This is a genomic window from Roseimicrobium sp. ORNL1 (assembly GCF_011044495.1).
In the GTDB taxonomy this organism is placed as follows: domain Bacteria; phylum Verrucomicrobiota; class Verrucomicrobiia; order Verrucomicrobiales; family Verrucomicrobiaceae; genus Roseimicrobium.
Genome location: NZ_CP049143.1, coordinates 7,617,585 through 7,641,668, shown reverse-complemented (window position 1 = coordinate 7,641,668; position 24,084 = coordinate 7,617,585). Strand labels below are relative to the sequence as shown.

Below are 24,084 nucleotides of genomic sequence, written 5' to 3'. Positions count from 1 at the left end.
TAAGCGGAATTGAAATAACAACGGTCAAAAAAGGCCACTGGACGATTCGCCACGATTCTGGAAGAACTTGGCTGTCCTCTTGCCTCGCCGCCCTACCGCGGTAGGGAAAGGGGACACCCCGCCAGACTCCCCCTCCTGTCCCGCATGCCGAGATACCACCTCGCTTACATCTTCGAAAGATTCCCCACGTTTACCCAGACGTTTTGCGTGCGGGAAGTTCTGGAGTTGGAGCGCATGGGCGTGCGACCGTTGATCTTCTCCATCCACGACACGCGGGATGAAAAGGTTCGCCACTTTCCGGAGGACCTCCTGCAGCGTGTGCATTTTCTTCCCCCTGAAGAGGAATTGATTGCCCGGGTACTGAAGTGGAAGGACGCCAACGAACTGCCCCAAAGCGTGGTGCTCACGCTGCGGCATTGGGGAAACCGGCCGGACAAGAATCGCGTGTACGAGGCGGCCTATATCAGCCATGTCCTCACACAGCTCGGCAGCTCGGCTCCGAGCCACGCGCACTCTCACTTCGCAGGCATGGGCGCGCGCACCTGCTGGTGGCTGCGCAAGTTTCACGGCACGAGTTTCAGCTTCACCGCGCATGCGAATGACATCTTCTGCTGCGGCGAAACTCAGATTCCACCACTGGCTTCTCTCTTCCGGGAAGCCAGCCTCGTGGTAACGGTGAGCGACTACACCGCCAGGAAACTGCGCAGCGAATTTCCCCATGAAGCCCCGCGCATCCAGCGTGTGTACAACGGCCTGGATCTGCAGCCCTTCATGCAAGCTCGATCGAAAGCAGACCGCACCAAGGCAGCGGGCGGGATCCTGAGCGTGGGACGTCTCATCGAGAAAAAAGGATACGATGATCTCATCACCGCTTGCGGCCTGCTGCGTGATCGCGGTATCCCAGTCAAGTGCCGCATCGTCGGCGAAGGTCCGCTCGAAGACGAACTCAAATCCCAGATCTCAAATCTCAAACTGGAAGATCAAGTCACGCTCACTGGACCGCTGGGCATGACGGAAATCATCCGCCTGCTCGCCGAGGAAACCCAGGTCTTCGCGCTCGCCTGCAAGACGGAGAAGGACGGTGGCATGGACAATCTCCCCACCGTGCTCATGGAAGCCATGGCGGCGAGCTTGCCGTGTGTATCGACGCGCCTCGCCGGTGTGCCGGAGATGGTGGTGGATGGCGTGACCGGTCTGCTCTGCGAAGAGAAACAGCCCGCGGCCTTCGCAGATCATCTGGCCACACTTTTGCAGGATCCTGCGAAGTGCGAACAGATGGGCGCGGCCGGTCTGGTTCATGCACGCAAACACTTCGCGAAGGAAGAGACTTCGCTCCATTTGCTGGATGCCTTCGCGGAACGCGCGAGCCTGCGTTTCGATCTCAGCCTCGCGCAAAAGTATGGCCTGCTCACCAGCTTCGCCTCACGCACCATGCGCGGCGATGCCCAACTGCGGCACCATGCGGCGAAGGCACGTGACAAGAGCTTCGATCTGGGCCGCTTCATGGACTGCACTTAGCGTGAGCCGCAGTCGCGCCGCGCCACGCGACACCGTGGGATAACGAATCGCGGGGATGAGATAGCCCGCGTCCAGCAGCGCCGCACTGGTCTGCACGGCGGCTTCTTCATCGCCGATGATGATGGGCAGGATGGCAGCGGGCAGAGCGCTGGTTTGCGAGGCGAACGTTTCGCCGAGCAGCGAGAGCAGCAGGCGCTTGTTGCTCCAGAGTTTTTCGCGTCGCGCATCTCCTTCGCTGCTTTGCAGGAGGGAAATGGCCTGTTTCGCGGTCCATGCCACCGCAGGTGGTGGCGCGGTGGAGTAGATAAGGCTGCGTGCGCGATTGATGAGCAGATCCCGCACCGCGCTCGAAGTGGCCACATAACCACCGCTCACACCGATGGCCTTGCTCAGCGTGCCCATTTGCAGTTCCACTTGTTTCTCGAGACCCAGCGACGCCACAAGGCCGCGACCCTGCGGCCCCAGCACACCCACGGCATGCGCTTCATCCACCAGCAGCCACGCATCATGCCTGGCTTTCAGCGCGATGATTTCGGCAAGAGGCGCCGCATCACCATCCATGCTGAAGATGGACTCGGTGACCACGAGCACACGCGTGGAGGCGCCGCCCTTCTCACGTGCTCCTGCAAGCAGGCGCTCCAGCTTGCCGAGGTGATTGTGAGGAAAAATGCGAATGGTAGCGCCACTGAGCTTCGCGGCATCAATGAGCGAAGCGTGACTCAGTTTATCCAGAATCACCACATCGCCCGGACCGACCAGCGCGGGGATGACACCGACAGCCGTGGCATATCCACTACTGAAGGCGAGCGCGGCCTCAGTGCCCTTGTAGGATGCGAGTGCGGACTCGAGTTCCTCATGCGGTGCATGGTTGCCGCACACCAGACGCGAAGCCCCGGAACCAACGCCAAAGCGATCGACGCCTTCCCGCATGGCGGCTTTGAGCGCATCGCAGGTGGCGAGGCCGAGATAGTCGTTTGAGGAGAAGTTGATGACCCCCTCACGCTGCGGCAGCGTGATCTCCGCACCCCTGGTGGAGAGCACCCGACGCAATGACCGACGAAGCCCCTGCTGCTGCAAGTGCTCCAGCGCTTCTCGGGAAGCGTGCGTGAGGTCGTGATTGGGCTGGTCGTCCATGGTGGGAGATCATGGAACGCATCGCCTGTAGTGAGGGTTTTTTCAAATGGGAGAAATGGGGGTGGAAGTAACCCCGCGATGATCCGCACACTCCGTGTGCCATCAGTCGGGAACCACCTCACGTGGCGAAGCCTCTGGTCAAGGAGTGGGGGCATTCCTGTCCCCATTTTTGGCATGACCAGAGAGATTGACGTCTCGCGTCCTTGATACGGGAGGCTCTCGCAGGGAGCGGCACTAGCCTTAGTGCCGGCGGTGAGCCTTCTGGGTGCGGAGCCTCTTCGTATTCTCTCATCATCGGTTACATTGTGGAGCATCGCTCACGACGTCACATGCAACGTCAATGACGGCACTAAGCTAGTGCCGCTCCCTGCGAAATGATCACTTCGCTCACATGAAACCGTCTAGTGAGTTTCACCGTGTAGCACTGAACAAATGGGGACAAGAATGTCCCCACTCCTTGAGCAAAGCCTCGCCTAGTTATGGAGGAGCATCATGCTCCCCCCGAAGGAGCATCGGCGCCTTCCAAGGATCGGGGACACTCTTGTCCCCTCCGTCGGGTGCGCGCACCACACCCCCCTCACTCTTTCCCCAACAACCCCTGCTCACGCAGAAACGCGACCATCTTCTCCACGGTCTTCGAATACGACGGCTCGCGATTGAAGAAGCCGTGGGCTTCTCCAGAAAACACCTCCACCACACACGAACCCCCAAGTTCCTTTACCTTCGCGGCATAGGCCTGCGCGGTATCAATGGGCACCGTGTTATCCGCATCACCGTGGAAGATGAGCGTCGGTGGCTGTCCAGCTTTCAGGTGATGATAGGGGCTCACCTTCAGGAGTTCCTCCTGCTGTGCAGGGGTCACTTCGGACGCACGGCGGTAGTCGAGTTTCGTAGCGGGATTGAAAAGCACCAGGGCAGCAGGCTTGGCGCTCACGCTCAGATCATCCTTCGCATCATTCACGTCATCCAGCGTCGCCAGCGTGGCAGCGAGGTGTCCACCGGCCGAGCCACCACCAGCAGCGATCTTCCCGGGATCGATGCCGAGTTCACCCGCATGACTGCGCACCCAGCGGAAGGCGGAGCGTGCGTCTTTCACACAGTCCGGGATGGTCACGCCAGCCTGCGAGGTGAGGCGGTACTGCACGGAGATGGCCACCATGCCCAGCTTCACCAGCTCGGCGCTTTGCCGTGAGAACGCATTGGGGCTGCCATTGCGCCAGCCACCGCCGTGGTAGAAGACCATGGCACTCCGCTTGTCATCCGCCTTCCACCCCTCGGGTTTCCAGATCCAGATCTCCAGCTTGGTGTCGCCGATTTCCTTGTAGACCTTCTTCTCCGTCGGCGCAGGTCCTTCAATTTTTGCCGGTGTCTGGCGCTTGGCATCCGCCTTCGGCTTTGGCTTGGCAGCATCGGTGTCTTGGGCAGACACCGTCAACGGCAAGGCAAGCGCCACCGCGAATGCGGTACGAAGCGAGAAAGAAAAAAGGCGGGATGGAAGAACCATGCCGCCTTTAACGCTGGGGTCGCTCCGGTGTTTCGTTAGAAATGCCAGCCGAAGCTTAGCATCGGACCGAGCGCATCGATGCCGGGATTCACATCATCCGTGCCCATGTTGGAGATGTGCTGGTAGTACAAGCCGAGGGCGATGCTGCCACGCTTGCACACCATGAAGCGCGCGCCGGAATAGAGGAACCAGTTGAAGTTCAAATCCTGTCCCTGGGCGCCTTCGATTTCATAGCCCTTGCTGTCCATCCAGCCCACACCACCGCCAGCGGCGAAGAAGAGGGAGAAGTCACGCGGCGCATTCCACCACTCCAGAATGCCGGAGCCGGCGACGCCGAAGTAGTAGTCCTCCGGACCTTCCACGATAGGCTCGAGCAGCAGCGAGATCCGGTGGCGGAAACCCAGCCTGCCGCTACCCACATCCCAGCCGAAGGCCTCAGGCGACTTGAAGGTCAGCATCTGGGGCAGGAGGACGTAGTCCAGAGGCGAGGCATTGTTCCCCACGCTCCACAGACCGCCGGTTTCAAAATCAATCTCCCAGTGCTTCAGCGGGTCGTACGCTTCCGGAGCCACGGTCTGCACGGTCTTGTCCACCGTACCGGCGAATGTGGAGCAAGCGGCAGTACCAACGATGAAAGAAGTGAGCAGCAGGCGCTTCAGCATGACGCGGATGGTAATCTGTTTTTGCCAAGTGGGAAGCGGAAACAGGTATGCGTGATTCCGAGCATCCCCATCGCTGGATCGTGGCCGAGTTTCTCCGAAACTCGAAGCGTGGCGCGTATCCCATGAGGAATCACTTCTCGATTGAGCCAAGGAGAACCTGCTCGAGGCTATGGAAACACACCACTCACCAAGCTTCCATCCTCGATCACTTCAGTCCGCTGCGAGTTTCGGAGAAACTCGGCCACAATCCGGCGCCATCTCACCAAGATGCCTCATCCACGGTTCTGCCGCAGCGCCTCATACACCACAATGCCCACCGACGTGGCGAGATTCAAGCTGCGCGTGCCCTCCATCGGAATGCGCAGGCACGTGTCCTTGTTCGTTTCCAAAAGGGACTCCGGCAGGCCACGCGTCTCCGGACCAAACATCAGGTAACACTCCGCCGGAAACGCTGCGTCCCAGTAGCACTGCTGCGTCTTGGTGGTGAAATAGAACCATGGTGTCTCGGGCGCTGCACTCTCTCGCAACTGCTCCAGCGAATCCCACACGTGCACGTCCACGTCCTTCCAATAGTCCAGGCCTACGCGCTTCAACTGCCGGTCATCGATGCTGAAGCCAAGTGGCTTGATGAGGTGCAGCCGCGCTCCCGTGGCCAGGCACAGACGCCCCACGGCACCGGTGTTGTGCGGAATCTCAGGCTGGTAGAGGACGAGGTGGAGCATACAAAGAAAATGCGAGAGCCGTGGTCGACTCTCGCATGCAGGTATTCAAGTTCGGATGTGCGTCAAAGCGCGGTCAGGCCGCCTTCTTTGCTTCTTCAGGCTTGGCAGCGGGCTTCGCTGCCGCCGGCTGCTGTTGTTGCGCTGCCTTCGCAGGGGGCACCGTAGCGGGGCGGGGCGTGGGCATGATCTCCACCTTGAGCGGCTGCACCTTGTTGATCTGGTAGATGTCCGCTTCGTACTTCGCGGCGAGGTCGTCCAGTTCCTTGCGCTTCGTCTGGAACTCGGTCTGCCACGCGTCGTAGGCTGTCTTTTCCGATTCGCGCTTGTTGAACATGCCTTTCTGCTTTCCCCACAGATTGCGCAGGGGGCGCACGGCTTCGTCATTCCGCTTCTTGTTGAGTGCCACCACCTTCAGGGATTGTTGGAAGGTCGGTGAATCGGGATCCTCCTCCACCTCGGCATGCACGGAGAGCGCGCGCTCATCCCAGGTGCCTACGAACTTGTCATTGATCCGCAGGTCATAGCGGCCGCTGATGAGGCCTGAGGCGATGTAAGACTCCTGCGAAGCGGTGTGACCGGCGTTGGTGAGCTTCGCGCCCAGCGGCGCTTCGGCCAGCTGCACCCAGGGGAGCGCCTTGGGCTTCACGGTGTAGCTCACGGAACGGGTGGGATTGCCCTTCACATCCGAGACCACGGCGGGATTGATGGGCTGCCACTGACCGCCCACGACGCGTACGCCTGCACTCAGAATGGGTCCCGTGTCACCCGTCTGCTTCAGCAGTGAATAGGCCATGATGAAGCTGCCATCCGGACCGGGATGGATGCCATCCTGGACGAGGGTGAATTTTGGATCGATGCGGCGCTGCTGCACGGTGAAGGTATTCAGCGGGCCAAAGAGATCCACGAACTGCAGGTTGCGCTCCAGGGCGGTTTGTTGCAGCCACTTGCCGTAGTAGGCGAGCACCGCGTTGTATCCGGTGGGGACGCGTCCCTTGGCATAGTCCGGCTTCTCCTTCACTTTGATGTCCCATGACTGGTGGTCGAACATGGTCGGGCTCATCACAATCACACGGCAGTTGATCGCCTTGAGGCGATCCAGCAGCTCGCTCATGTCCTTCGCGTAGGTGTCGAAGGTGGGCTTGTCGAAGTCCTTGTAGGAACCGTCGTTCATGCCCAGCAGCACCGTGGCTACCGTCGGCTTGAAGGCGGCGATGTCTTCATCAAAGCGATTCAGCACATCCCTCGCCTTGTCGCCGCTCACACCCGCGTTGCGGAAATGCAGGCGCATGTTCGGATAGCGCGTGTAGAAATAATTCTCCGCGTACTGCGTGTACAGGCAGGCGTGCGTGATGGAGTCGCCGATGAAAATGAAACGATCCCCATCCTTCAGTCCGAGTCCGGCGGGTGGCGCGGGAACGGCGGGCTTCTTTGCGGGAGCAGGGGCGGTGGAGGGAGCAGCCGCGCCGAGCGACCGGCCCTCCTGGGCAGAGGCCGGATGCGCGAGCAGCGCCGCCGTGGCCAGGGTGAGAAGGAATGAGCGTTTCATGGCAAGGATGGTATCGGGTGGAAAAATGAGGATGGCCGGGTGCCTAACCGCGCTTCGCCACAACCACCACCAGCACGAGGCCGAGAACGGCCACACCGATGATGATCATCTCGGTGGTGCCGAGTGCGCCAATGGCGAGAATGGAGGGAATCATGGAAAGGATGGTGTCGGGTGAGGCAGTCAGAGCGGCGGTGGGATTTTTTTGTACAGCGTCACTTTTGCTTCTTCGAAAGACGCACTACAACGAAGATGATCACACCCGCCGCCAGAGCCATAAAGCCGAGCACGCCAATGGCGATAACCATTTCAGTGGTGCCAATAGGTGCGAGGGCAAGCTTCGAGGAAATCATGGGGGTATGGATGGCTTACAGAGTTTTGATCGCAAGATTGCGGAACTCCACGTGGTCATTGTGACCGCAGATGATGAAGTGACCGCTGGCGTTAAGCTGACCAGGATGCTCATGCCCATCGATGGGCTTCACCTTGCTGAGGTCGGCGTCCACAATCGTCACGCCGTTGAGGATGACCGTCACCTTGGTGCCCTTCGCGATGATCTCCTGCGTGTTCCACTCGCCGATGGGCTTCATGCCTTCATGCTTCGCGGGGACCAGGCCGTAGATGCTGCCGTGGTGCTGCCAGTCCTTGATCTTCTCGTGCTTCGGCACATTCGCATCGATGAGCTGGATCTCCATGCCGTTGAGGTGGGGTGAGGGAGCCTTGCCATCCTTCGGCAGATCGCAGCGGATGCCCATACCGTTGTTCGCGCCTTGGCTGAGCTTGAAATCGAACTTGAGATGGAAGTCGCCGTACGTCTTCTCGCTGATGAGGTGCTTGCCCTCGGGGGTGCAGATGAGGAGGCCATCCTTCACCTCATAGCCCTTGGTGGTGTCCGCCTTCCAGCCCGCGAAGGACTTGCCATCGAAGAGGGGCGTGAAGCCCTTGTCCGCAGCGCGGGAAGTGGAAGCGGACACAGCGAGGGTGCAAAGACCAAGGGCGGCAGAGAGGAAAAAACGACGGGAGTTCATGGTAGGGAAGGACAACACCAACGCGGCCCGACACCGGGGTGTTGCGAGGAGTTGTGTTGCGGCCCGCTTCATGGGCGTTCCCAGCTCGTTTCGGTCACTATTGTCCCACATTCAGCCACTTCATGGCAAGCCCGATGGCGAAGGGCGCGGTGAAGATGCTGACCACCGTGGTGGCCACAATGACCAGCACCGCCGTGGCCGCATGGCCTCCGTAGTGCCGCGCCAGTACCACGGTGAAGACCGCCGCCGGCATGGCCGCCTGCACGCACAGCACCTGCTTCATCTCATAGCTCACCGGCAGCCACAGCCCGACCGCGATGAACAGGAAAGGCAGCACAAACATGCGCAGCACCGAGGTGGCCACGGCCACATTCAGCTTGAACCGCTCCTCACCAATGAGGTCCATGATGGTGCCCCCGATGAGGATGACGCACAACGGGATGGCGCAGGCCCCAAGCTGCCCCATGAGCGCGTGCACGAAGTCCGGGACATAACGCGCTGCCCCCAGATAGTGCAGGACAAGGGAGGCCACGATGCTGATCACTGGCGGATTGATGGCGTGCCGCCACGGCGCCTTGCTGAAACCGGTGAGCATGCCCACCCCCACCGTCCACATGGCCAGCTCCACCCCGAGAGTATAGGTGAAGAGCACGCCGATGAGCGGCTTTCCAAAGAGCGCTTCCGTCACGGGGATAGCCACGAAGCCGTAATTCTGCAGGCCGGTGCAGAGGGCGAAGGTGCGCGCGCCCTCGCCTTTCTTCATGCCAATGAGGGGTGTGACGAGGTGGCAGAGCCACATGGACACGGCGACCATCAGGAAGCCCAGCGTGGCATTCAGCAGCACCTGGCCGCCGTTGTTCAGCGCCGGATTCCCCACGATACGCTCGAAGGCGAGGCAGGGGAAGAGCACCCGCACCGCCAGGTTCATGATGCCCGGGTCCGCTGCCCGCGGCATCCATCCGATCCGCCGGGCTCCGGCACCTACCAGCATGGTGAGGTAGACAGGAAGCGTCGCGAAGAGGATGGTGGTATAGTTCATGAACAGCGCCCCCTCTTGGTCAACGGGACCGGCCCTCCGGTCAATGGATTCGCTGCAGTTGCTGCAAGGATCGGGGCACGCTCTTTGCGAACGTGTCATGCACATCCATTTGACGGACCGCTCTGCCAACCTTTAACGCAGGGAGGAAGAAGCTCCGAGGAGAAGAACATCACGCCATGCTCGTAGACGGAAAACCCTACCGCACCGTCTGGCTCAAGCCGGACGAACCCCACATTGTGCAGATCATCGACCAGCGGAAGCTGCCGTGGAAGTTCGAGGTCGTGGACCTGCGCACGGTTGATGAGGTGGCGCGGGCCATCAAGGAGATGTGGGTCCGTGGCGCCGGCTGCATCGCCGCCACCGCCGGGTATGGCATGTGGCTCGCCGCGCTGGAAGCCATGCGCGACCCGGACTACAAGCTGGCCACCAAGCTCGGCGCGCGCAAGCTACTCCAGACACGCCCCACCGCCGTGAACCTCACCTGGGCCCTCGAGCGCCAGCTCACCGCCCTCTCCAAGGCCCGGACCGACCTCCAGGCGCTGGAAATGACCCGCGAGATGGCCGAGGTCATCGCGGATGAGGACGTGGCCGCCTGCCGTGCCATCGGCGAGCACGGGCTCACACTGATCCAGAGCATCGCCCGCAGCAAGAAGCCCGGCGAGCCGGTGAATATCCTCACCCACTGCAATGCAGGCTGGCTGGCCTTTGTGGACATCGGCAGCGCCACCGCACCCATCTACGCCGCGCAGAAGGCGGGCATTCCCATTCATGTGTGGGTGGACGAGACGCGGCCCCGCAACCAGGGCTCCCGCCTCACCGCGTGGGAACTCACGCAGGAGGGCATTCCCCACACCATCATCCCCGACAACACGGGCGGCCACCTCATGCAGCATGAGAAGGTCGACATGGTGATCACCGGCGCGGATCGCATCACCAAGAAGGGCGACGTCGCCAACAAGATCGGCACCTACCTGAAGGCACTGGCCGCCAAGGACAACGGCGTGCCCTTCTACGTCGCCGCCCCCGGCAGCACGATTGACTGGGAGATGAACGACGGCATCCTGGAAATCCCGATTGAGCAGCGTGGCGAGGAAGAGGTGGCCCTAATCGAAGGCATGACCAGCGCCGGCAAGCTGGAAACCGTGCGCCTCTTTCCCCAAGCCAGCCCCGCGGCGAACTACGGCTTTGACGTCACTCCGGCCCGCCACATCACCGGCATCATCACCGAGCGCGGTGTCGTGCGCGCGGATGAGGCGGCGCTGGATCGGGCGTTTTCGTGAGAAGCGAACCCACCATACGAAAGCACCCTCTCAAGGAGTGGGGGCATTCCTGCCCCCATTATCGCGTGGCAAGTCGGCGGAGTGGCGCATCACCGGTGGGTTAAGAAATCGCAAAGCAGCAGAGCAGCGAAGCAGCATCGTTTGTTGAGGAACAGCTGCTCGTGGGCCGGAGAAGCGCCACAGTCATGGTGGAGTCAGGAGTCTTGTAACGAAAAATGGGGGCAGGAATGCCCCCACTCCTTGACCAGAGGTGACGTCACGGGAGGTAATCTCTATTACTCCCCAGCCGCCTTCTTCACCTCATCCTTCTTTTTCGCGACTTCAGGCGAGCTCAGTTCCTCCAGCTTCGGCGGAGTGCCGCCCTTGGGCACGAACACGAGAGCGGCGCCATTGATGCAGAAGCGGCGATCCGTCGGCGTCTTGAAGCCTTCCTTTTCGAACACATGGCCGAGGTGGGCTTCGCAGCGCTTGCACACGGTCTCCACGCGGCGCATGCCGTGGGAGTCGTCCGCGCGCTCGAGCACGTTGTTCGCCTTGGACGAATCGTAGAAGGAGGGCCAGCCGCAGCCAGAGTGGAACTTCTCCTTGCTGGTGAAGAGCTCACCGCCACAGCACACGCAGTAGTAGGTGCCTTCGCCTTCCTTTTCGAACTTCTCATACGCGGCGCCGTTGGCACGTTCGGTAGCGGCGCGGCGGGTGATGGCGAACTGCTCGGGGGTCAGCTTCTGGCGCCATTCCTCATCGGTCTTGATCACTTTTCCAGTTTCCATCGTCTTGGTGGAGGCTTCAGGTGCAGGGGTCTTGGGTGTCGCGGGCTTGTCCTCGGCAAAGGCCAGGACCAGAGGCATCGCAGCGGCCAGCGGCAGGAGAAGAGTCAGCGGCGTTTTCATGGGCAATCGAATCTACTACGGGCACTGAGGGCAGAAATCGATCCCATCATTGGGTTCGACATCAGGATACGCAAGCACAGAGCCGCTAGATTCAAAGAGCACCCCTCAAAAATCGCCCTCCACCGTCATTTCCCGATGCAATAGAGGGCCTTATTCGACCTGAGGAAAAGACATCCATCACTGACCGCGGGGGTGGCATTGAAGTCCGTACCGTCACCGGCCAGGAAGTTGGTGGCCAGCACTTGGAACTGGGGTTTGGCGGCCAGGATAAAAACGCCCTGCTTGCGGCTCACGGCGTAGATCTTGTCCCCAATCAGAACCGGGGAGGCGTAGAAGGGCTTCCCACCGCCACGGCGTCCGCCGCCGCCACCGGACTGTGCCGCCGCGCCACCGAGGCGCTCGCGGTAGATCATGGCGCCGGTCTTCGCATCCGCGCACCAGGCGAAGCCCTGATCACTCACCACGTACAGCTTGCCGTCATGGTAGACCGGCGTGGGCACATAGGTGGACTGGCTGTCCTGCCAGAGCATCGCAGAAGAGCTCACCTCACCCTTGTCCCCCGCCTTGAGCGCCACCCGCATGGTGGAAGGGAAGCCTCCAAACACATAGATGTCCTCTCCCTGAATCACCGGGTCCGGAGCCACATTCCCCTCGATACCGGTGGGCGCGTACCAGCGCAATTTGCCCGTCTCGGGATTCATACCCCAGAGTTCGCTGGGCGCGGCGAAGATGAGATCCTCACGGCCATCGGCACGCTTGAGGACCTGCGGTGAGCTGAAAGCGCCTTCCAGCAGCCCAGCGGTTTGTTTCCATGCCTGCTTCCCGGTCGCCTTGTCGAACGCGATCACGGACTGCGCTTCATCGGCGGCATTGACGATCAAAAGATTTTTCCACAACACCGGCGATCCCGAGGAACCCCAGCGCTGGCGGCCGGACTCGCTGCCAGTGGTGGCCTTCCATACTTCCTTGCCGTCCATGTCCAGCGCGACCACGCCGCCCTTGCCCCAGTGCACATACACATGCGCGCCATCGGTCACCGGCGTGTTGCTGGTGTAACCGTGCTCGCGAATCATACCGCTCCAGTCGTCGTCCTTCTGCGTTGTGGGATAGTCTCTCTGCCAGAGTTTTTTTCCCGTCGCCTTGTCCACGCAAAGGATGTGGCGCACCAGGCCGCTCACATCGCCGTTCTCCTTCTGTCCGGAGAAGCAGGTGACGAAGACCTTGTTCTCCCACACGATGGGGCTGGAGGCTCCGGCTCCTGGCAGATCCAGCTGCCACTTCAGATTTTCCTTTTCACTCCAGTGCGTGGGCACCGCGGCATCCGTGCTGACAGAGTCCCGGTTGGGGCCACGCGTCTGGGGCCAGTTGTTGGCGGGCGCAGGCAGCGCGAGGGTGAGCAAGGCTGCGGAAAACAAAAGCGGTTTCATGGCTGAGAACTAAAACCGCGGGCACCTCCGATGGTTGCGGCACAGACGACAATCACAGACAAAACGCTGCACGTAACTTGCAGCATCGCCTTCCCAGTGCTTCCTCAGACACACATGCAAGCGGCCCTCTTCGCTGCCGGACTCGGCGACGTCATACGCAAAATTTATCTCACCCGTTCCTACCAGGTCCTCAGCGAGACCACGGAACCGGTAAAGGTGATCTGTGCCTCCCACAATCCCTTCGCCTCAGAGATCTTCCGCTTCCACCGGAATGCCAGCAACTTCATCATCTACGAGCTGGGGCACAAGTATGATGAATTCCTGAAGAAGGGACTGCGTGCGCTCGAACTCGACAAGGCCGTGGTTGAGTTCGCCGGCGTGAAATGGGAAGACAGGATCGCAGGCAAAGCGAGCGAGGGTTACGTCCCGCAGTTCGACGCGCCAGACACCATCGACTCCACCGGTCATGTCATCTTCCAGCCGTTCTCGGGAAGCCTGGTGAGCAGGACCTTTTCCGAAAAAGCGATCGAGCAGGTGGCTGGCGTTCTCCAAGATCTGCCCTGCAAGGTCTATCTCATCACCCGCAGTTTTGTGCGCATGGGCGTCTCCGGCCGCCTCGCGCACGCCGAGGAGAATGCCCGCAGGTTCGAAGGCAAGAACATCGTCGTGATGGATCATCTCAGCGTGCCGGCCACGCTGAACCTCGTGAAATCATGCAGTGCCTTCGTAGGCTCCTGGTCCAGTCTTCAACAGGCGGCATGGTTCGAGAACAAGCCCGTGGGCGTGGTCTATCCCAACGACTGGTGCGATGTGGTGAACCGCTCCGACTACGCCTTCGGCCTGGAGCGCCCGGACTGTTTCCACTCGAACTTCAAATCCCTGGATCTGGAAAAGCTCAAGACATGGCTGGCTCAGTGGGTGCCAGCTCCCGCCCCGGCGCCGGTGCCAGACGTGCAATCGCCTCCCGCAGCACCGTGATGTGGCCCATAGCCTCCGCCGGCGCTGTTTCGAAATCCTCATGCCGCAACTTGTAGGGCACGTCCTCCGGGAAGTAGAACGGCACGCCGCTGGCCCGAGCGAAGACCATGCCGTGGTAGCGACCGGTCATCACCAGCCGTGAGCGGGAAATCTGGCGGTACGCCTCCTCCGGCGTGGGCGCCTCAATAACCCTGGTTTCCGGAAACCGGCGGCGCGCAAAGGAGAGGTTCGGCGCATCATCCACCGGCGCGCCCATGCTCATCCACACCGTTTCATACTTCATGGAACCGAGGAACTGCATGAAGCGCTTGCACAGGGGATCTCCGGGAAACATCTTCCCAGCCACCGCGACCGTGAGCATGTTCTCCCAGCAGGAGTCCACTTCGACCAGTTGCGACATCAGATAGCCCGCATCCGGGTAGAACCGTGGTTCGCTGTCCGGTACCAGCTCCTCCATGATGCGCACGCAATTGGGCGAGCGCAGCGTGATGAACCGGGCCTGCTCGAAGTAGGGAATCCACGGCTTCAGCACTTCTCGGAACAACTCCTCTGTCTCCACCCGGAACTGAAAGCCGCAGGACGAAAACCCGAAGGGCACGCCGGTTTCGACCGCCCACTTCAGGTAGTACCGCATCTGGCAGAAGTGCGGCGACAGGGCCGACAAGTCTTCGCCCGAGGGATTGTTGTACAGGATGCCGCCGCCGCCAAAGACCAGCAGATCGAGATCCGCCGGCATGTCCTTGGGGAGGTCCGAGTTGAAGAAGAGCAGCTCGTGCTCCGGCAGGTACTTGGAAAAAACAAACGGATAGGTGTTGTCCCCCACATTGCCATAGCCGCTCGCCCCGACGAAGGCGATCTTCATAAGCTGGCTGCCGGGACAAGAGACGAAGTGCGGGACTGGGAGATGACGGCAGCGCCTCTCTGCATGGCCGCGAGCATCAGCGACTCAAAGCGCCTTGCCACAGCACTCCAGGCAAATTGCGGCTGCCTCACATGAGCACTGCCCGCGCGGGAAAGCCTCTCGCGAAGGGCGGCATCCGCATAGAGCGCCTGCAGCTGCTCGACGAACAGCGTTTCATCCGGCAGGGCGCCGACCGTGTTGATCTCCGGGTGCACCAATTCGGTGGTGCAGGGCACCTTGATGGCGGGGCCCGTCCACTCACCCAGCGCGGCCCAGTCCGGCACGATCTGGGGAATGCCACACGCCATGCCTTCCATGGTCGTGAGACCCCAGCCTTCTCCCAGGGTGGTGGAGACCTGAACGTCCAGCGCGTTGTAAGTGTCCTGGAGTTGTGAGGTATCGCCGGCCTGATGAAGCTCCTGCGGACCCGTCAGGATCAAACGATCGGCCACGCCGTAGAAGTTCGCCACGCGCTCCAGATTCCAGCCCGTGTCCTTCTTGGCGCAATGCAGCAGGAGCCATGCGTTCTTGATGTCGTGGGTCTTCGTCCAGTGGGCAAAGAGGCGGATGGTGACGTCGAGCCGCTTGCGGGGCTGGTTGCGGTTCACATTGCCCACGATGAAGGCGTCTTCCGGCAGGTTCAGCCCGAGGCGCGCACGCGCGGCGGCTTTCTCTTTGGACTGCCAGAGCCTTCCATCCAGGCCATGGGGAATCACGTGCCGCGCGCCGGTGAAGCCTGCCTGCACGGCCTCCTGATAACCAAAGTCCGTGTACCACACGGCCTCGGACAGTCCTTCCAGGCGGCGGATCTCCGTAGGATCGAGGTGCGCTCCATCGACCGGCATGTATCCGAGAATCGGCACGTTCTTGGGCGCGTGATCGAGAAAGGCGGCGACGTTCCACCAGTCATTGTTGATGATGGCCACATCGGGCGCGATCTCCTCACACAACGCGGAGAAGCGGTTCATGCCCCACATGTCGCCACCCTGCCAGGCAGGCAGAATGGGGTAGGGGTAGTCGTGGTCGCCCCCGTTGTAATTCACGCCGGACACGAAGACTTCCCAATCCTGGTGCAGGTGCTGCAGCACCGAGTGCGTCACCGTGGCAAAACCCGTGGGCACGGTGGCGTCGCCCACCCACAAGAGGCGGCCCTTCGCCGGCGTGGTACGCACCGAAGCCATGGCCTGCAGGCGCTCTGCGGTCACGGTGGAGGCCTTCTTCCGGGATTTCGTGGCAGGCGCCTTCTGCATCGTCGTTGCAGCAAGGGCATTGACCCCGGAACCACTGGCCATGATCTGGCCGGCAGCCTGGCTGCGGAGCGTGGGAGAAACATCCGCAGACACGTGGTTGATGGGTGTGTTCATGTGAAATGCTGTCAATATTCGCTGATCTTTAGCCGTGGTATTTCCTCCCGAAGCTGGTCCATGAGCCGCATTTCGGGGCCGACGTCTACGTTCATCGGGTCGGAGACGATACTGTTGATTCTAAGGAGCTCGAGATTCTTGAGGCTGCTCAGTGCCTGGATGGACTCAGCGGAGAATCCGCGGGTATCTTTTAGATTGAGGCTGGTGAGGCTGTCGGACATTTTCACCAGATGCGCTACGCCAGCGGGGGTGATGTTCGTGCTGGCGAGGTTGAGATTCTGGACGGACTTGGCCATCACGCAATAGTCCACCAGAGCCGAGAGATCAGCATCATCAAACCAGGGCGCCTCGTGCATGCTGACCCGCCAAATCGCAAACCTTTCCGCGGGCAGCTGGCTCTCCTTGCGCAACTCGTAGGCCGATCCCATGAGCGGTTGCTGGAGCGTATCTGTCATCACATTCACAAATCCGCCCTGTTGGAAGACGAACTTGGCGAGGGCGACCTGTGCCTCCCGGCGCTCCGAAGGCGTCTGCGCGGACAATAATGCGAGGGGCATCACAATCGAGTCCTCCACGACAGGCGGACCGAAGAACAAGTGCCTCACTTTTTCAACGGATCGCTTGGAACCACCAAAGAGGAAATAACCGGTGGCGAGGAGGCACACCGTGGCAAATCCCCACAGCACATTGCTCCAGCGGACACCCCGCGGCTTTTTCCGCAGATGCACCGTGGTCGCGGAGGGACTGGCCGGAGGACCCGGAATCACGGGCACCGGAGTGCGGTCCAGCGCTGTGCTGGTGGGAGGCGCTCCTGCAGCCGGCTCAATCAACTGGCGCACGATGGTGCTGAGGTCACCCACGCTCTGGTAGCGCCGCTTGGGATCCACCTGGAGCGCACGACTCACCACTTCATCAAACCTCTCATCCACCCCCACGGCACGGGAGGGCGGCTCCCATGCCCCCTTGGGCACATGGTTGGTGAGCATTTCATAAAGCATCACCCCGAGGGAGTAGATGTCCGCGCGGTGATCCACTTCGAAGTCACGCGTCACTGCCTCCGGCGCCATGTAGTCCGGCGTGCCGAGGGCATCACTGGCGCCGGTGAGCAGATGCTGGGGAGGGGCGCCGATCACCTTTGCCAGGCCGAAGTCCGCCACCTTCACCCGCCCGTTTTCATCGATGAGGATGTTCGCGGGCTTCACATCACGGTGTACTACACCACGGGAATGCGCGAACTGCAGGGCCTCGCACACCTGCATGGCGATGCCCAGAAGCTGCTTCGCGGTGGCCCGGCCCTCCTTCATGAAGCGGCGCAGGTTCGTGCCCTTCACATACTCCATCGCGTAGTAGAGGCAGCCTCCGCTGGCCTCGCCCGAGTCGTACACCGAGACGATGTTCGGGTGATTGAGCAGCGCCAGTGCGCGGGCTTCACGACCGAACCGCTCGGCGAACACCCGGCGATTGCGGAGGGACATCGGCAGCAGCTTCACCGCCACAATGCGATTCAAGCTCCGTTGCTTGGCACGGTACACCGCGCCCATGCCACCACGGTCGATGAACTCCAGGAACTCATAGGATGGGATCTGCTGGTCCAGTTCCTCAATGGACGGTGGCTTGAAGGCTCCCAGATCAAAGGGATCCACCGGGGGCTGTTCTTGCTCCCCTGGCGGGGTCATGGCAGCCAGACTATGGGGATCCTTCTCTGATTTCATCACTCCACGAAATGCGGGGGATAGTAGGCGGAGAAAAAAATAAGGGCGTTTCCTACAAACACAAGGTGATTTGCGAAGTGGGGATTCACCCACGATTCAGCGACCGGGCCAGCATATAACGCGTACGCCCCCATTTCTTTAGCATCAAACCTCTCGCGCGCACAACCCGCACAGCGGCGGTTGTTTACGCCGATTTCGACATGTCTGCGGCGAGCGCGGCATTGCCAATGATGCCGGATTCGTTGCTGAATTTTGCGGGCAAAAGCTTCAATCCCTCCCACACCACCGTGGAGAGCATGGACTTCATCCGGGCCTCCAAAGGTTCAAACAACAAGGGGCCAGCCTGGGCCACCCCACCACCGATGACAAAGGCATCCGGGTTCAACAACCAGGCGATGCTGGCAAGCGCCGTGCCGAGCCAGTCTGCCACCTCACCCCAAACTTGGCGCGCGATGTCATCGCCCGCTTGTGCTGCCTCGGCGATGGCCTTGGGCGTGCACTGCGAAGCCTCACGATGAAGTCCTGCCTGGGCGTACCGATGCACGGCGTGCTCGGCGATCTGGTTGTTGCCCACATACTTTTCAAGGGCGCCGAGGTTGCCGTAGTGGCCGGAGACACCTTCGAAATGGATGCTCATCTGCCCGATCTCACCGGCGGAAAAGTGGCCGCCGCGGTACATCTGCTCATTAAGAATCAGGCCGCCACCCACGCCAGTGCCGAGGGTAAGTGCGACCACGTTCTTCATGCCCTTGGCAGCGCCGTAGCGCCACTCGGCATAGGCCATGGCATTGGCATCGTTCTCCACGGTGATGGGAAGACCGGTGAGGTCACCGAGAATCTTACGCAGCGGGATGTGATGCCATCCGGGCACATTTGTCAGCACATGCACAAACCCTTTGTCAAAGTCCACCAGGCCGGGAACACCCACGCCGATGGCTTTGATGTCAGGATACTTCGCGCGAAGCTTCTCCACGCGCTCGGCCATGGCACGGATCAGTTCATCGGGCTCCTTGTAGTCACCCGTGATGATCGGCGCATCCGTCTCCAATAGTTCTTCACCGCGGCAAACGCCCAGCTTGATGGAGGTGCCGCCGAAATCGACGCCGACTGCTGTGACTGCCTGGGAATCCATGAAGAGAAGTGCGGAAAAGAGGTGCGAGGGGTTTAGGAAAGGGGGTGGAGATTTCCCACGAGTCGCAAACCGTGCAAGGTCAAATCCTCATCCACACGCTCGATCTCAGGCATGGCAGAAGCGATCCACGCGGCATCCCCGCCGGTGGCAATGACTCGGAGGTCGGGCGGATTGCCCAGTTCCTGCCGCAGGGCCTCCAGAATACCGCGTACCATGCCGCGATACCCATGAGCCGCGCCGGAGAGGATGGCCTCCACAGTGGACTTGCCGATGGCGTGAGCCGGTTCATGGAGATCCACATGAGGCAGCAGCGCGGTGCGCTCGTGCAAATAGTCCGTCATCAGCCGCAATCCTGGGGCAATGACGCCGCCCACATACGAGGCGCTGGCGTCCACGATATCAAACGTCACCGCCGTACCGAAGTCGATGACGATGCCGGGTGCCGCGTAAAGGCGTGCCAGGGCGACGGCGTTTGCGAGCCGGTCTGCGCCGATGGTCTCCGGCTTGGGGTAGGTGATCCCGATGCCCAGGGAACTGTCATGGCGCAAGACCAGCATCCCATCGGAAAAGTGGCGCTTCAGCTTCTCCGTAGCCGCAGGCACGACGGAAGAGGTGACGATGCGATCAAACTGCCAGCCTTGCAGGACCTCATCCAATTCGCCCGAGGACAGTCCGGCTGTCGGCGCGTCCCGCTGTTCCTGGATCTCTTCACGATTCGCAAGACCAAACTTGGTGCGGCCATTGCCGACGTCGATGAGGAGGTAGTCCGAGCGCATGTATCAAGATCAGGGCGTCTCAGATAGAGGGGGATGGCGGGGCAGGCAAGTGGAGGCGGGCCTTCGCTCTCACCAGCCGTCTGGCTGAAAGGTCTTCGGCTCCTTGTTTTTCAGCGCTTCCAGATCGAATGCGCCGGCGCCTTTTACCCTCGCCTGGATGCCGTTCACTTCGAGCGTAAGCGCTTCCTGCAAGTCCTTCTTTTCCAGCCAATAACGCAGTTGCACATCCTGGGTGGTGCCGGGGGCAATCTCGGGCTGCGGTTCGAACGGCAGGAAGAATCCGGGGATCTCGCGCCCACTTCCCGTCAGGAGACGGACATGGGGTGGCTGGAGGATCAGCTTTTCATTCCCGGCGTTCTGAATCCTGGCTTCGATGTCGAGCCGCGCGTTGCCGTAGTCCCGCTCCAGCACGCTGCGGTGCACCTGCAAGGGTTTGCCGGGGTCGCCTTTGACCACCGTTCCCGTTTTGCGAGTTCGGGTATCCGTCCCGCCAGCGTCCTCATCCTCAGCCGGACCGCTGGTGAATACCCACGCCAGGCCACCCACCACGATGGCCAGCAACACCCACAGCTCGACGCGTTTGAAGAGATTCATCGCCACACCATGGCACGGGAGGGCGCCCGGGGAAAGCAGAGGTGCATGCGCTGTACCTCAATGGGAGGAAGCCGCGCTCGCAGCGGCGCCGGCGAGTCCCAGTCCCATGATTCCCAGGCCAATAAGGAGGCCGACGGCTATCAGGGCCGTGGCGATGATGCCGCAAATACGTCCGGCGGAGGTATTCGCCCTGCCCTCGGGGTCCATGAGGCCGGCATCCATCTCACGCAGGTCGTTGTTACCCATGACCCAGGCTGCGATGCCGAAGAACCCGCAAGCCACGAGGCCGAGAATACCGAAGACAAGGATGAGGGTGCCGCGATGAGGTTTCATGGGGAGGTAGGACATGGGAGGATAAGAATGGCTGCCGGGATCCTAAGCAAAGCAGGCGGGATGTTTCTCCGCAAGTCCCCATACTCGCCCGCGTCCTGCATTCCTGCTTGCCAATTTGGCTTTCCCCCCTACACTGCCCGCCCCCTTCCCGCCTTGGTGGGTCCGGGGACTCAGAATAATCCAAACCGCCGAGCCATCGAATCAGTCAAGTGACTGAGCTCCAGCCCCGCTGAAGTGCGATTGCAGGCACCCATTGCTACATGTCCCAACAACTCGCAGAACTCGTCGAAGCCGGAGTCCATTTCGGCCACCAAACCCGCCGCTGGAACCCGAAGATGAAGAATTTCATCTTCGACTCGCGCAACGGCATCCACATCATCAACGTCGAGAAGACGATTGACCAGATCGGTGAAGCCTCGCTGTTCCTCAGTGATCTCGCTCGCAAGGGCAAGCGCCTCCTTTTCGTGGGCTGCAAGCGCCAGGCTCAGGAAGCCGTGCAGGAAGCTGCCGAAGCCTGCGGCCAGTACTACGTGAATCACCGCTGGCTCGGTGGTACCCTCACGAACATGGCCACCATCCGCAAGAGCGTGGCCCGCTGGCAGTACCTTGATGATCTGCCCAAGCTCCCCGAGTTCAAGGCCATGTCCAAGAAGGAAATCGCCGCGCTGAACCGTGAAAAGGCCAAGCTCGAGCGCAACCTCAAGGGCATCCGTTACATGGACGGCCAGCCGGACGCCATGATCATCGTGGACAGCGCCCGTGAGCACATCGCCGTGCACGAAGCCCGCCGCCTTCGCATCCCGATCGTGGCTCTCGTGGACAGCAATGCGAACCCCGACATCGTGGACTATCCCATTGCGGCGAACGACGACGCCATCCGCTCCATCCGCATCATCCTGCAGAAGCTGATCGACCCGATCATCGTGGCGCAGGCCGAGGCCAAGAGCAAGTAAGGCGGCATCGCCACTTGCCTCGAACGTTTCCGGCGCGCAGCTTCACCGCTGCGCGCCTTGTTTTCCAGAAATCCCATTTTCCCACTCATTCATTCCCATGGCAGAAATCACCGCTGAAATCGTCAACAAGCTCCGTCAGAAGACCAACGCCGGCATGATGGACTGCAAGAAGGCCCTCACCGAAGCTCAAGGCGACCTCGAGGCCGCTGAGACCATTCTGCGTAAGAAGGGCATCATGAAGGCTGGCACCAAGCAGGATCGCGCCACCAAGGAAGGCATCATCGCCAGCTACATCCACCTTGCCGGCCGCGTGGGCGTGCTCATCGAGGTGAACTGCGAGACCGACTTCGTCGCCAAGAACGAAAATTTCCAGGCCTTCGTGAAGGACCTCACCCTCCACATCGCCGCCGCGAACCCCTCCTACCTCCAGAAGGAAGATGTGCCCCAGGCCATCATCGACAAGGAGAAGGAAATCGCCGCCGACCAGGTCAAGGGCAAGCCTGCCAACGTGGTCGACAAGATCGTGGAAGGCAAGATCAGCAAGATCTTCTCCGAGCAGTGCCTCCTGGACCAGGCCTACATCAAGGACGACAAGCTGACCATCGCGGACCTCATCAAGAGCAAGATCGCAGAACTCGGCGAGAACATCGTCGTGCGCCGCTTCACCCGCTATGCGGTGGGTGGAGAGTAAGCTGATCTGATACAGCTCACGTAGCGAATCGATTCATTACTCACGCGGATGGTGCCTGGTGCATCATCCGCGTTTTTCGTTATGGTGATGGGTGTGGCAGGCTGCACTGGATTCAACGCAGAGACACAGAGACGCAGAGGAACTTCGGAGACTGAGATGACTATGAATAGCGAACCATAGAACGTGCAACTCTGTCAGGTTAACTCTGCTTGTGAATGCCCTTCGAAAAGCCGCGTTTCAGAAGCAGCCGCATTTGGATTTCTCCGAAGTTCCTCTGCGTCTCTGTGTCTCTGCGTTGAACACCCTGCACGCAAACTCACCCACCCTCAGCCGCTGAACAGCGCTGCCGTGACAGCCTCCCCGCCTGCTCACGCGAAGGCCGATGTGCTTTCACTTTCCACCTCAGGCATTCTGCGCCACGCTGGCAACTGCATGAATCGCATCGACCGCCTCACGGGCATGATCCTGCTGCTGCAAGGGCAGCGCGTGATCACTGCGGAAACGATTGCGGAACACTTCGAGATCAGCGTGCGCACCGTGTATCGCGATCTCGCAGCACTTGGAGAAGCAGGCGTGCCGATCGTGGCAGAGGCGGGCGTGGGCTACAGTCTCATGCGCGGCTACCACATGCCGCCCATCATGTTCACCGAGGATGAAGCGGCTGCGCTTTTCCTCAGCGGTGAAGTGGCGGAACAGGTCGCGGACGATTCCCTGCGCCAGGCCCTGCGCGCAGCGATGCTCAAGATCAAATCCGTGCTGCCGCAGGAGAAGCGCGACTACCTGCACCGCCTCAGCAATGCCGTGAGCGTGCGCCTCCGCCGTGGCAGCTCCGGTGCCAAACACGAGACCCTCCTGCCCATCCAGGACGCCGTGGTGAAGCGTCGCTGCCTCGCCATCTCCTATGACACCGCCAACCGCGGCGCCATCACGGAGCGCATCGTGGAGCCGTTGGGAGTGGTGTTCTATGCGCGTGAGTGGCACCTCATCGCGTGGTGCCGGCTGCGCCAGGACGTACGGGACTTCCGCCTCGATCGCATTCGCGCATGGCGGTTGTGCGATGAAACGTATCAGGGACACGAGGATTTCTCCGTGAAGGAATTCCTCCGCTCGAACACCAGCACGGAAGAAATGGCACCGGCCACGGTGATCGTGGAGCAGGGGGTGCTGGAACATTTTCTCCAGGAACTGCCCGGCACCCCAGTGGCGCGGAAGATCCTGGCGGATGGCAGGGTGCATCTGGAGCTGCTCGCCTTCTCCATGGAGTGGATGCACTACTTCCTGCTACGCTATGGGACCATGGTAGAGGCCCTGGAACCGGCAAGCATGCGCGATGGCCTCCGCGCGTCCGCACTCGCGGTGGCGAAGCGGTACGAAAAAGAGGCGATGGTGCAGGAATTCGCACCAATCTGAAACCCTCCTGACATAGGGCTGTCAGTGCCGTGTGGTTGACTACCCACGTTGCCACCCATCCGGGATGCGCAACGCCCACTAGCCAACCCAAATATCACGATGAAACAAAACGCGCTCAACTGGTTCGAAATCTACACCGACGACATCAACAAGGCCGCGGACTTCTACGGCAAGATCCTCGCCAAGCCGCTCTCCCTGATCTCCAACGACAAGTACAACATGGCCATGTTCCCCGTCGATCCCGACAAAGGCGTGGGCGGAGCCCTGACGCAGATGGACAAGTGCCAGCCCGGCGCCGGCGGCACGGTCGTCTATCTCAATGTCGAAGGTGACCTCGATGGTGTGCTGGATCGCATCTCGAAGAACGGCGGCACCATTGTGCAGCCGCGCATGGACATCGCCCCGCACGGCTTCATCGGAATCTTCAAGGATCCGGAAGGCAACGTTGTCGGCCTCCACAGCATGGTGTGAGCCCGGCGGCAATGAAGAACCC

General features: G+C 61.0%; 24 protein-coding genes. 7 read left to right on the top strand and 17 right to left on the bottom strand.

All coding sequences use genetic code 11. The features are described 5' to 3' along the window. The first annotated feature begins 144 nt into the window (after nucleotides 1-144). Nucleotides 145-1,518, top strand: coding sequence for a glycosyltransferase family 4 protein (locus G5S37_RS30960; protein ID WP_165210570.1), 1,374 nt, complete (start codon nucleotides 145-147; stop codon nucleotides 1,516-1,518). On the opposite strand, the gene bioF is transcribed toward G5S37_RS30960, so the two are convergent. From bioF to G5S37_RS30920, 8 genes are all read right to left on the bottom strand, one after another. Next, entirely contained in the window at nucleotides 1,423-2,652 is a 1,230-nt protein-coding gene (gene bioF, locus G5S37_RS30955) for an 8-amino-7-oxononanoate synthase (protein WP_165210568.1), read from the bottom strand. The two genes, G5S37_RS30960 and bioF, sit on opposite strands and share 96 nt — an antisense overlap. 577 nt (nucleotides 2,653-3,229) lie before the next feature. Continuing rightward, nucleotides 3,230-4,081: an alpha/beta hydrolase fold domain-containing protein gene (locus G5S37_RS30950; protein WP_206026230.1), complete on the bottom strand. Its 852-nt coding sequence runs from the start codon at nucleotides 4,079-4,081 to the stop codon at nucleotides 3,230-3,232. 110 nt (nucleotides 4,082-4,191) lie between these two features. Then, entirely contained in the window at nucleotides 4,192-4,818 is a 627-nt protein-coding gene (locus G5S37_RS30945; protein WP_165210563.1) for an acyloxyacyl hydrolase, read from the bottom strand. A gap of 272 nt (nucleotides 4,819-5,090) precedes the next feature. Then, complete coding sequence (locus G5S37_RS30940; RefSeq protein ID WP_165210560.1) at nucleotides 5,091-5,540, bottom strand: tRNA (cytidine(34)-2'-O)-methyltransferase; 450 nt, start codon at nucleotides 5,538-5,540, stop codon at nucleotides 5,091-5,093. Between the two features lie 73 nt (nucleotides 5,541-5,613). Continuing rightward, a complete protein-coding gene (locus tag G5S37_RS30935; RefSeq protein WP_165210557.1) occupies nucleotides 5,614-7,086 on the bottom strand; it encodes an SGNH/GDSL hydrolase family protein in 1,473 nt (490 codons plus the stop codon). A 212-nt stretch (nucleotides 7,087-7,298) separates the two neighbouring features. After that, nucleotides 7,299-7,436, bottom strand: coding sequence for a hypothetical protein (locus G5S37_RS30930; protein ID WP_165210554.1), 138 nt, complete (start codon nucleotides 7,434-7,436; stop codon nucleotides 7,299-7,301). Between the two features lie 15 nt (nucleotides 7,437-7,451). Continuing rightward, nucleotides 7,452-8,111, bottom strand: a complete 660-nt coding sequence (locus G5S37_RS30925) for a DUF1080 domain-containing protein (protein ID WP_165210551.1) — start codon at nucleotides 8,109-8,111, stop codon at nucleotides 7,452-7,454. Between the two features lie 97 nt (nucleotides 8,112-8,208). Next, nucleotides 8,209-9,150 (bottom strand): AEC family transporter, encoded by a 942-nt coding sequence (locus tag G5S37_RS30920; protein WP_165210548.1) that lies wholly within the window; start codon nucleotides 9,148-9,150, stop codon nucleotides 8,209-8,211. A gap of 176 nt (nucleotides 9,151-9,326) precedes the next feature. Here G5S37_RS30920 and mtnA point away from each other — a divergent pair, with 176 nt between their 5' ends. Further along, nucleotides 9,327-10,430 (top strand): S-methyl-5-thioribose-1-phosphate isomerase, encoded by a 1,104-nt coding sequence (gene mtnA, locus G5S37_RS30915; protein WP_165210545.1) that lies wholly within the window; start codon nucleotides 9,327-9,329, stop codon nucleotides 10,428-10,430. 275 nt (nucleotides 10,431-10,705) lie between these two features. Here the strand turns inward: mtnA and msrB are convergent, their stop codons facing one another. Both msrB and G5S37_RS30905 read right to left on the bottom strand, forming a co-directional pair. Continuing rightward, on the bottom strand, nucleotides 10,706-11,320 hold the full coding sequence (gene msrB, locus G5S37_RS30910) for a peptide-methionine (R)-S-oxide reductase MsrB (protein ID WP_240914753.1): 615 nt from the start codon (nucleotides 11,318-11,320) through the stop codon (nucleotides 10,706-10,708). A 125-nt stretch (nucleotides 11,321-11,445) separates the two neighbouring features. Next, nucleotides 11,446-12,747 (bottom strand): PQQ-binding-like beta-propeller repeat protein, encoded by a 1,302-nt coding sequence (locus tag G5S37_RS30905; RefSeq protein WP_165210542.1) that lies wholly within the window; start codon nucleotides 12,745-12,747, stop codon nucleotides 11,446-11,448. A 114-nt stretch (nucleotides 12,748-12,861) separates the two neighbouring features. Here G5S37_RS30905 and G5S37_RS30900 point away from each other — a divergent pair, with 114 nt between their 5' ends. Beyond that, complete coding sequence (locus G5S37_RS30900; protein ID WP_165210539.1) at nucleotides 12,862-13,725, top strand: hypothetical protein; 864 nt, start codon at nucleotides 12,862-12,864, stop codon at nucleotides 13,723-13,725. On the opposite strand, the gene G5S37_RS30895 is transcribed toward G5S37_RS30900, so the two are convergent. From G5S37_RS30895 to G5S37_RS30865, 7 genes are all read right to left on the bottom strand, one after another. Next, nucleotides 13,643-14,587 carry a polysaccharide pyruvyl transferase family protein gene (locus G5S37_RS30895; protein WP_165210536.1) on the bottom strand — a complete coding sequence of 315 codons (945 nt, stop codon included), beginning with the start codon at nucleotides 14,585-14,587 and terminating at the stop codon, nucleotides 13,643-13,645. The two genes, G5S37_RS30900 and G5S37_RS30895, sit on opposite strands and share 83 nt — an antisense overlap. After that, entirely contained in the window at nucleotides 14,584-15,990 is a 1,407-nt protein-coding gene (locus tag G5S37_RS30890; RefSeq protein WP_165210533.1) for a glycosyltransferase family 4 protein, read from the bottom strand. The genes G5S37_RS30895 and G5S37_RS30890 overlap by 4 nt, the downstream gene beginning before the upstream one ends. A gap of 11 nt (nucleotides 15,991-16,001) precedes the next feature. Next, complete coding sequence (locus G5S37_RS30885; RefSeq protein ID WP_165210530.1) at nucleotides 16,002-17,702, bottom strand: serine/threonine-protein kinase; 1,701 nt, start codon at nucleotides 17,700-17,702, stop codon at nucleotides 16,002-16,004. 184 nt (nucleotides 17,703-17,886) lie between these two features. Next, nucleotides 17,887-18,834 carry an ROK family protein gene (locus tag G5S37_RS30880; RefSeq protein ID WP_165210527.1) on the bottom strand — a complete coding sequence of 316 codons (948 nt, stop codon included), beginning with the start codon at nucleotides 18,832-18,834 and terminating at the stop codon, nucleotides 17,887-17,889. A 32-nt stretch (nucleotides 18,835-18,866) separates the two neighbouring features. Then, nucleotides 18,867-19,610, bottom strand: a complete 744-nt coding sequence (locus tag G5S37_RS30875; RefSeq protein WP_165210524.1) for a type III pantothenate kinase — start codon at nucleotides 19,608-19,610, stop codon at nucleotides 18,867-18,869. A gap of 69 nt (nucleotides 19,611-19,679) precedes the next feature. Further along, nucleotides 19,680-20,204, bottom strand: coding sequence for a hypothetical protein (locus G5S37_RS30870; RefSeq protein WP_165210521.1), 525 nt, complete (start codon nucleotides 20,202-20,204; stop codon nucleotides 19,680-19,682). A 57-nt stretch (nucleotides 20,205-20,261) separates the two neighbouring features. Then, nucleotides 20,262-20,537: a hypothetical protein gene (locus G5S37_RS30865; protein ID WP_206026229.1), complete on the bottom strand. Its 276-nt coding sequence runs from the start codon at nucleotides 20,535-20,537 to the stop codon at nucleotides 20,262-20,264. A gap of 260 nt (nucleotides 20,538-20,797) precedes the next feature. Here G5S37_RS30865 and rpsB point away from each other — a divergent pair, with 260 nt between their 5' ends. The 4 genes from rpsB to G5S37_RS30845 all read left to right on the top strand — a co-directional run bounded on the left by rpsB (nucleotide 20,798) and on the right by G5S37_RS30845 (nucleotide 24,062). After that, nucleotides 20,798-21,490: a 30S ribosomal protein S2 gene (gene rpsB / locus G5S37_RS30860; protein ID WP_165210518.1), complete on the top strand. Its 693-nt coding sequence runs from the start codon at nucleotides 20,798-20,800 to the stop codon at nucleotides 21,488-21,490. A 97-nt stretch (nucleotides 21,491-21,587) separates the two neighbouring features. Next, nucleotides 21,588-22,181, top strand: a complete 594-nt coding sequence (gene tsf / locus G5S37_RS30855) for a translation elongation factor Ts (protein ID WP_165210515.1) — start codon at nucleotides 21,588-21,590, stop codon at nucleotides 22,179-22,181. A 348-nt stretch (nucleotides 22,182-22,529) separates the two neighbouring features. Next, complete coding sequence (locus tag G5S37_RS30850) at nucleotides 22,530-23,591, top strand: YafY family protein (protein WP_165210512.1); 1,062 nt, start codon at nucleotides 22,530-22,532, stop codon at nucleotides 23,589-23,591. A gap of 99 nt (nucleotides 23,592-23,690) precedes the next feature. Next, the gene (locus G5S37_RS30845; RefSeq protein WP_165210509.1) at nucleotides 23,691-24,062 is read left to right on the top strand and encodes a VOC family protein; all 372 of its coding nucleotides are present in this window, start codon (nucleotides 23,691-23,693) and stop codon (nucleotides 24,060-24,062) included. Nucleotides 24,063-24,084: the final 22 nt, after the last annotated feature.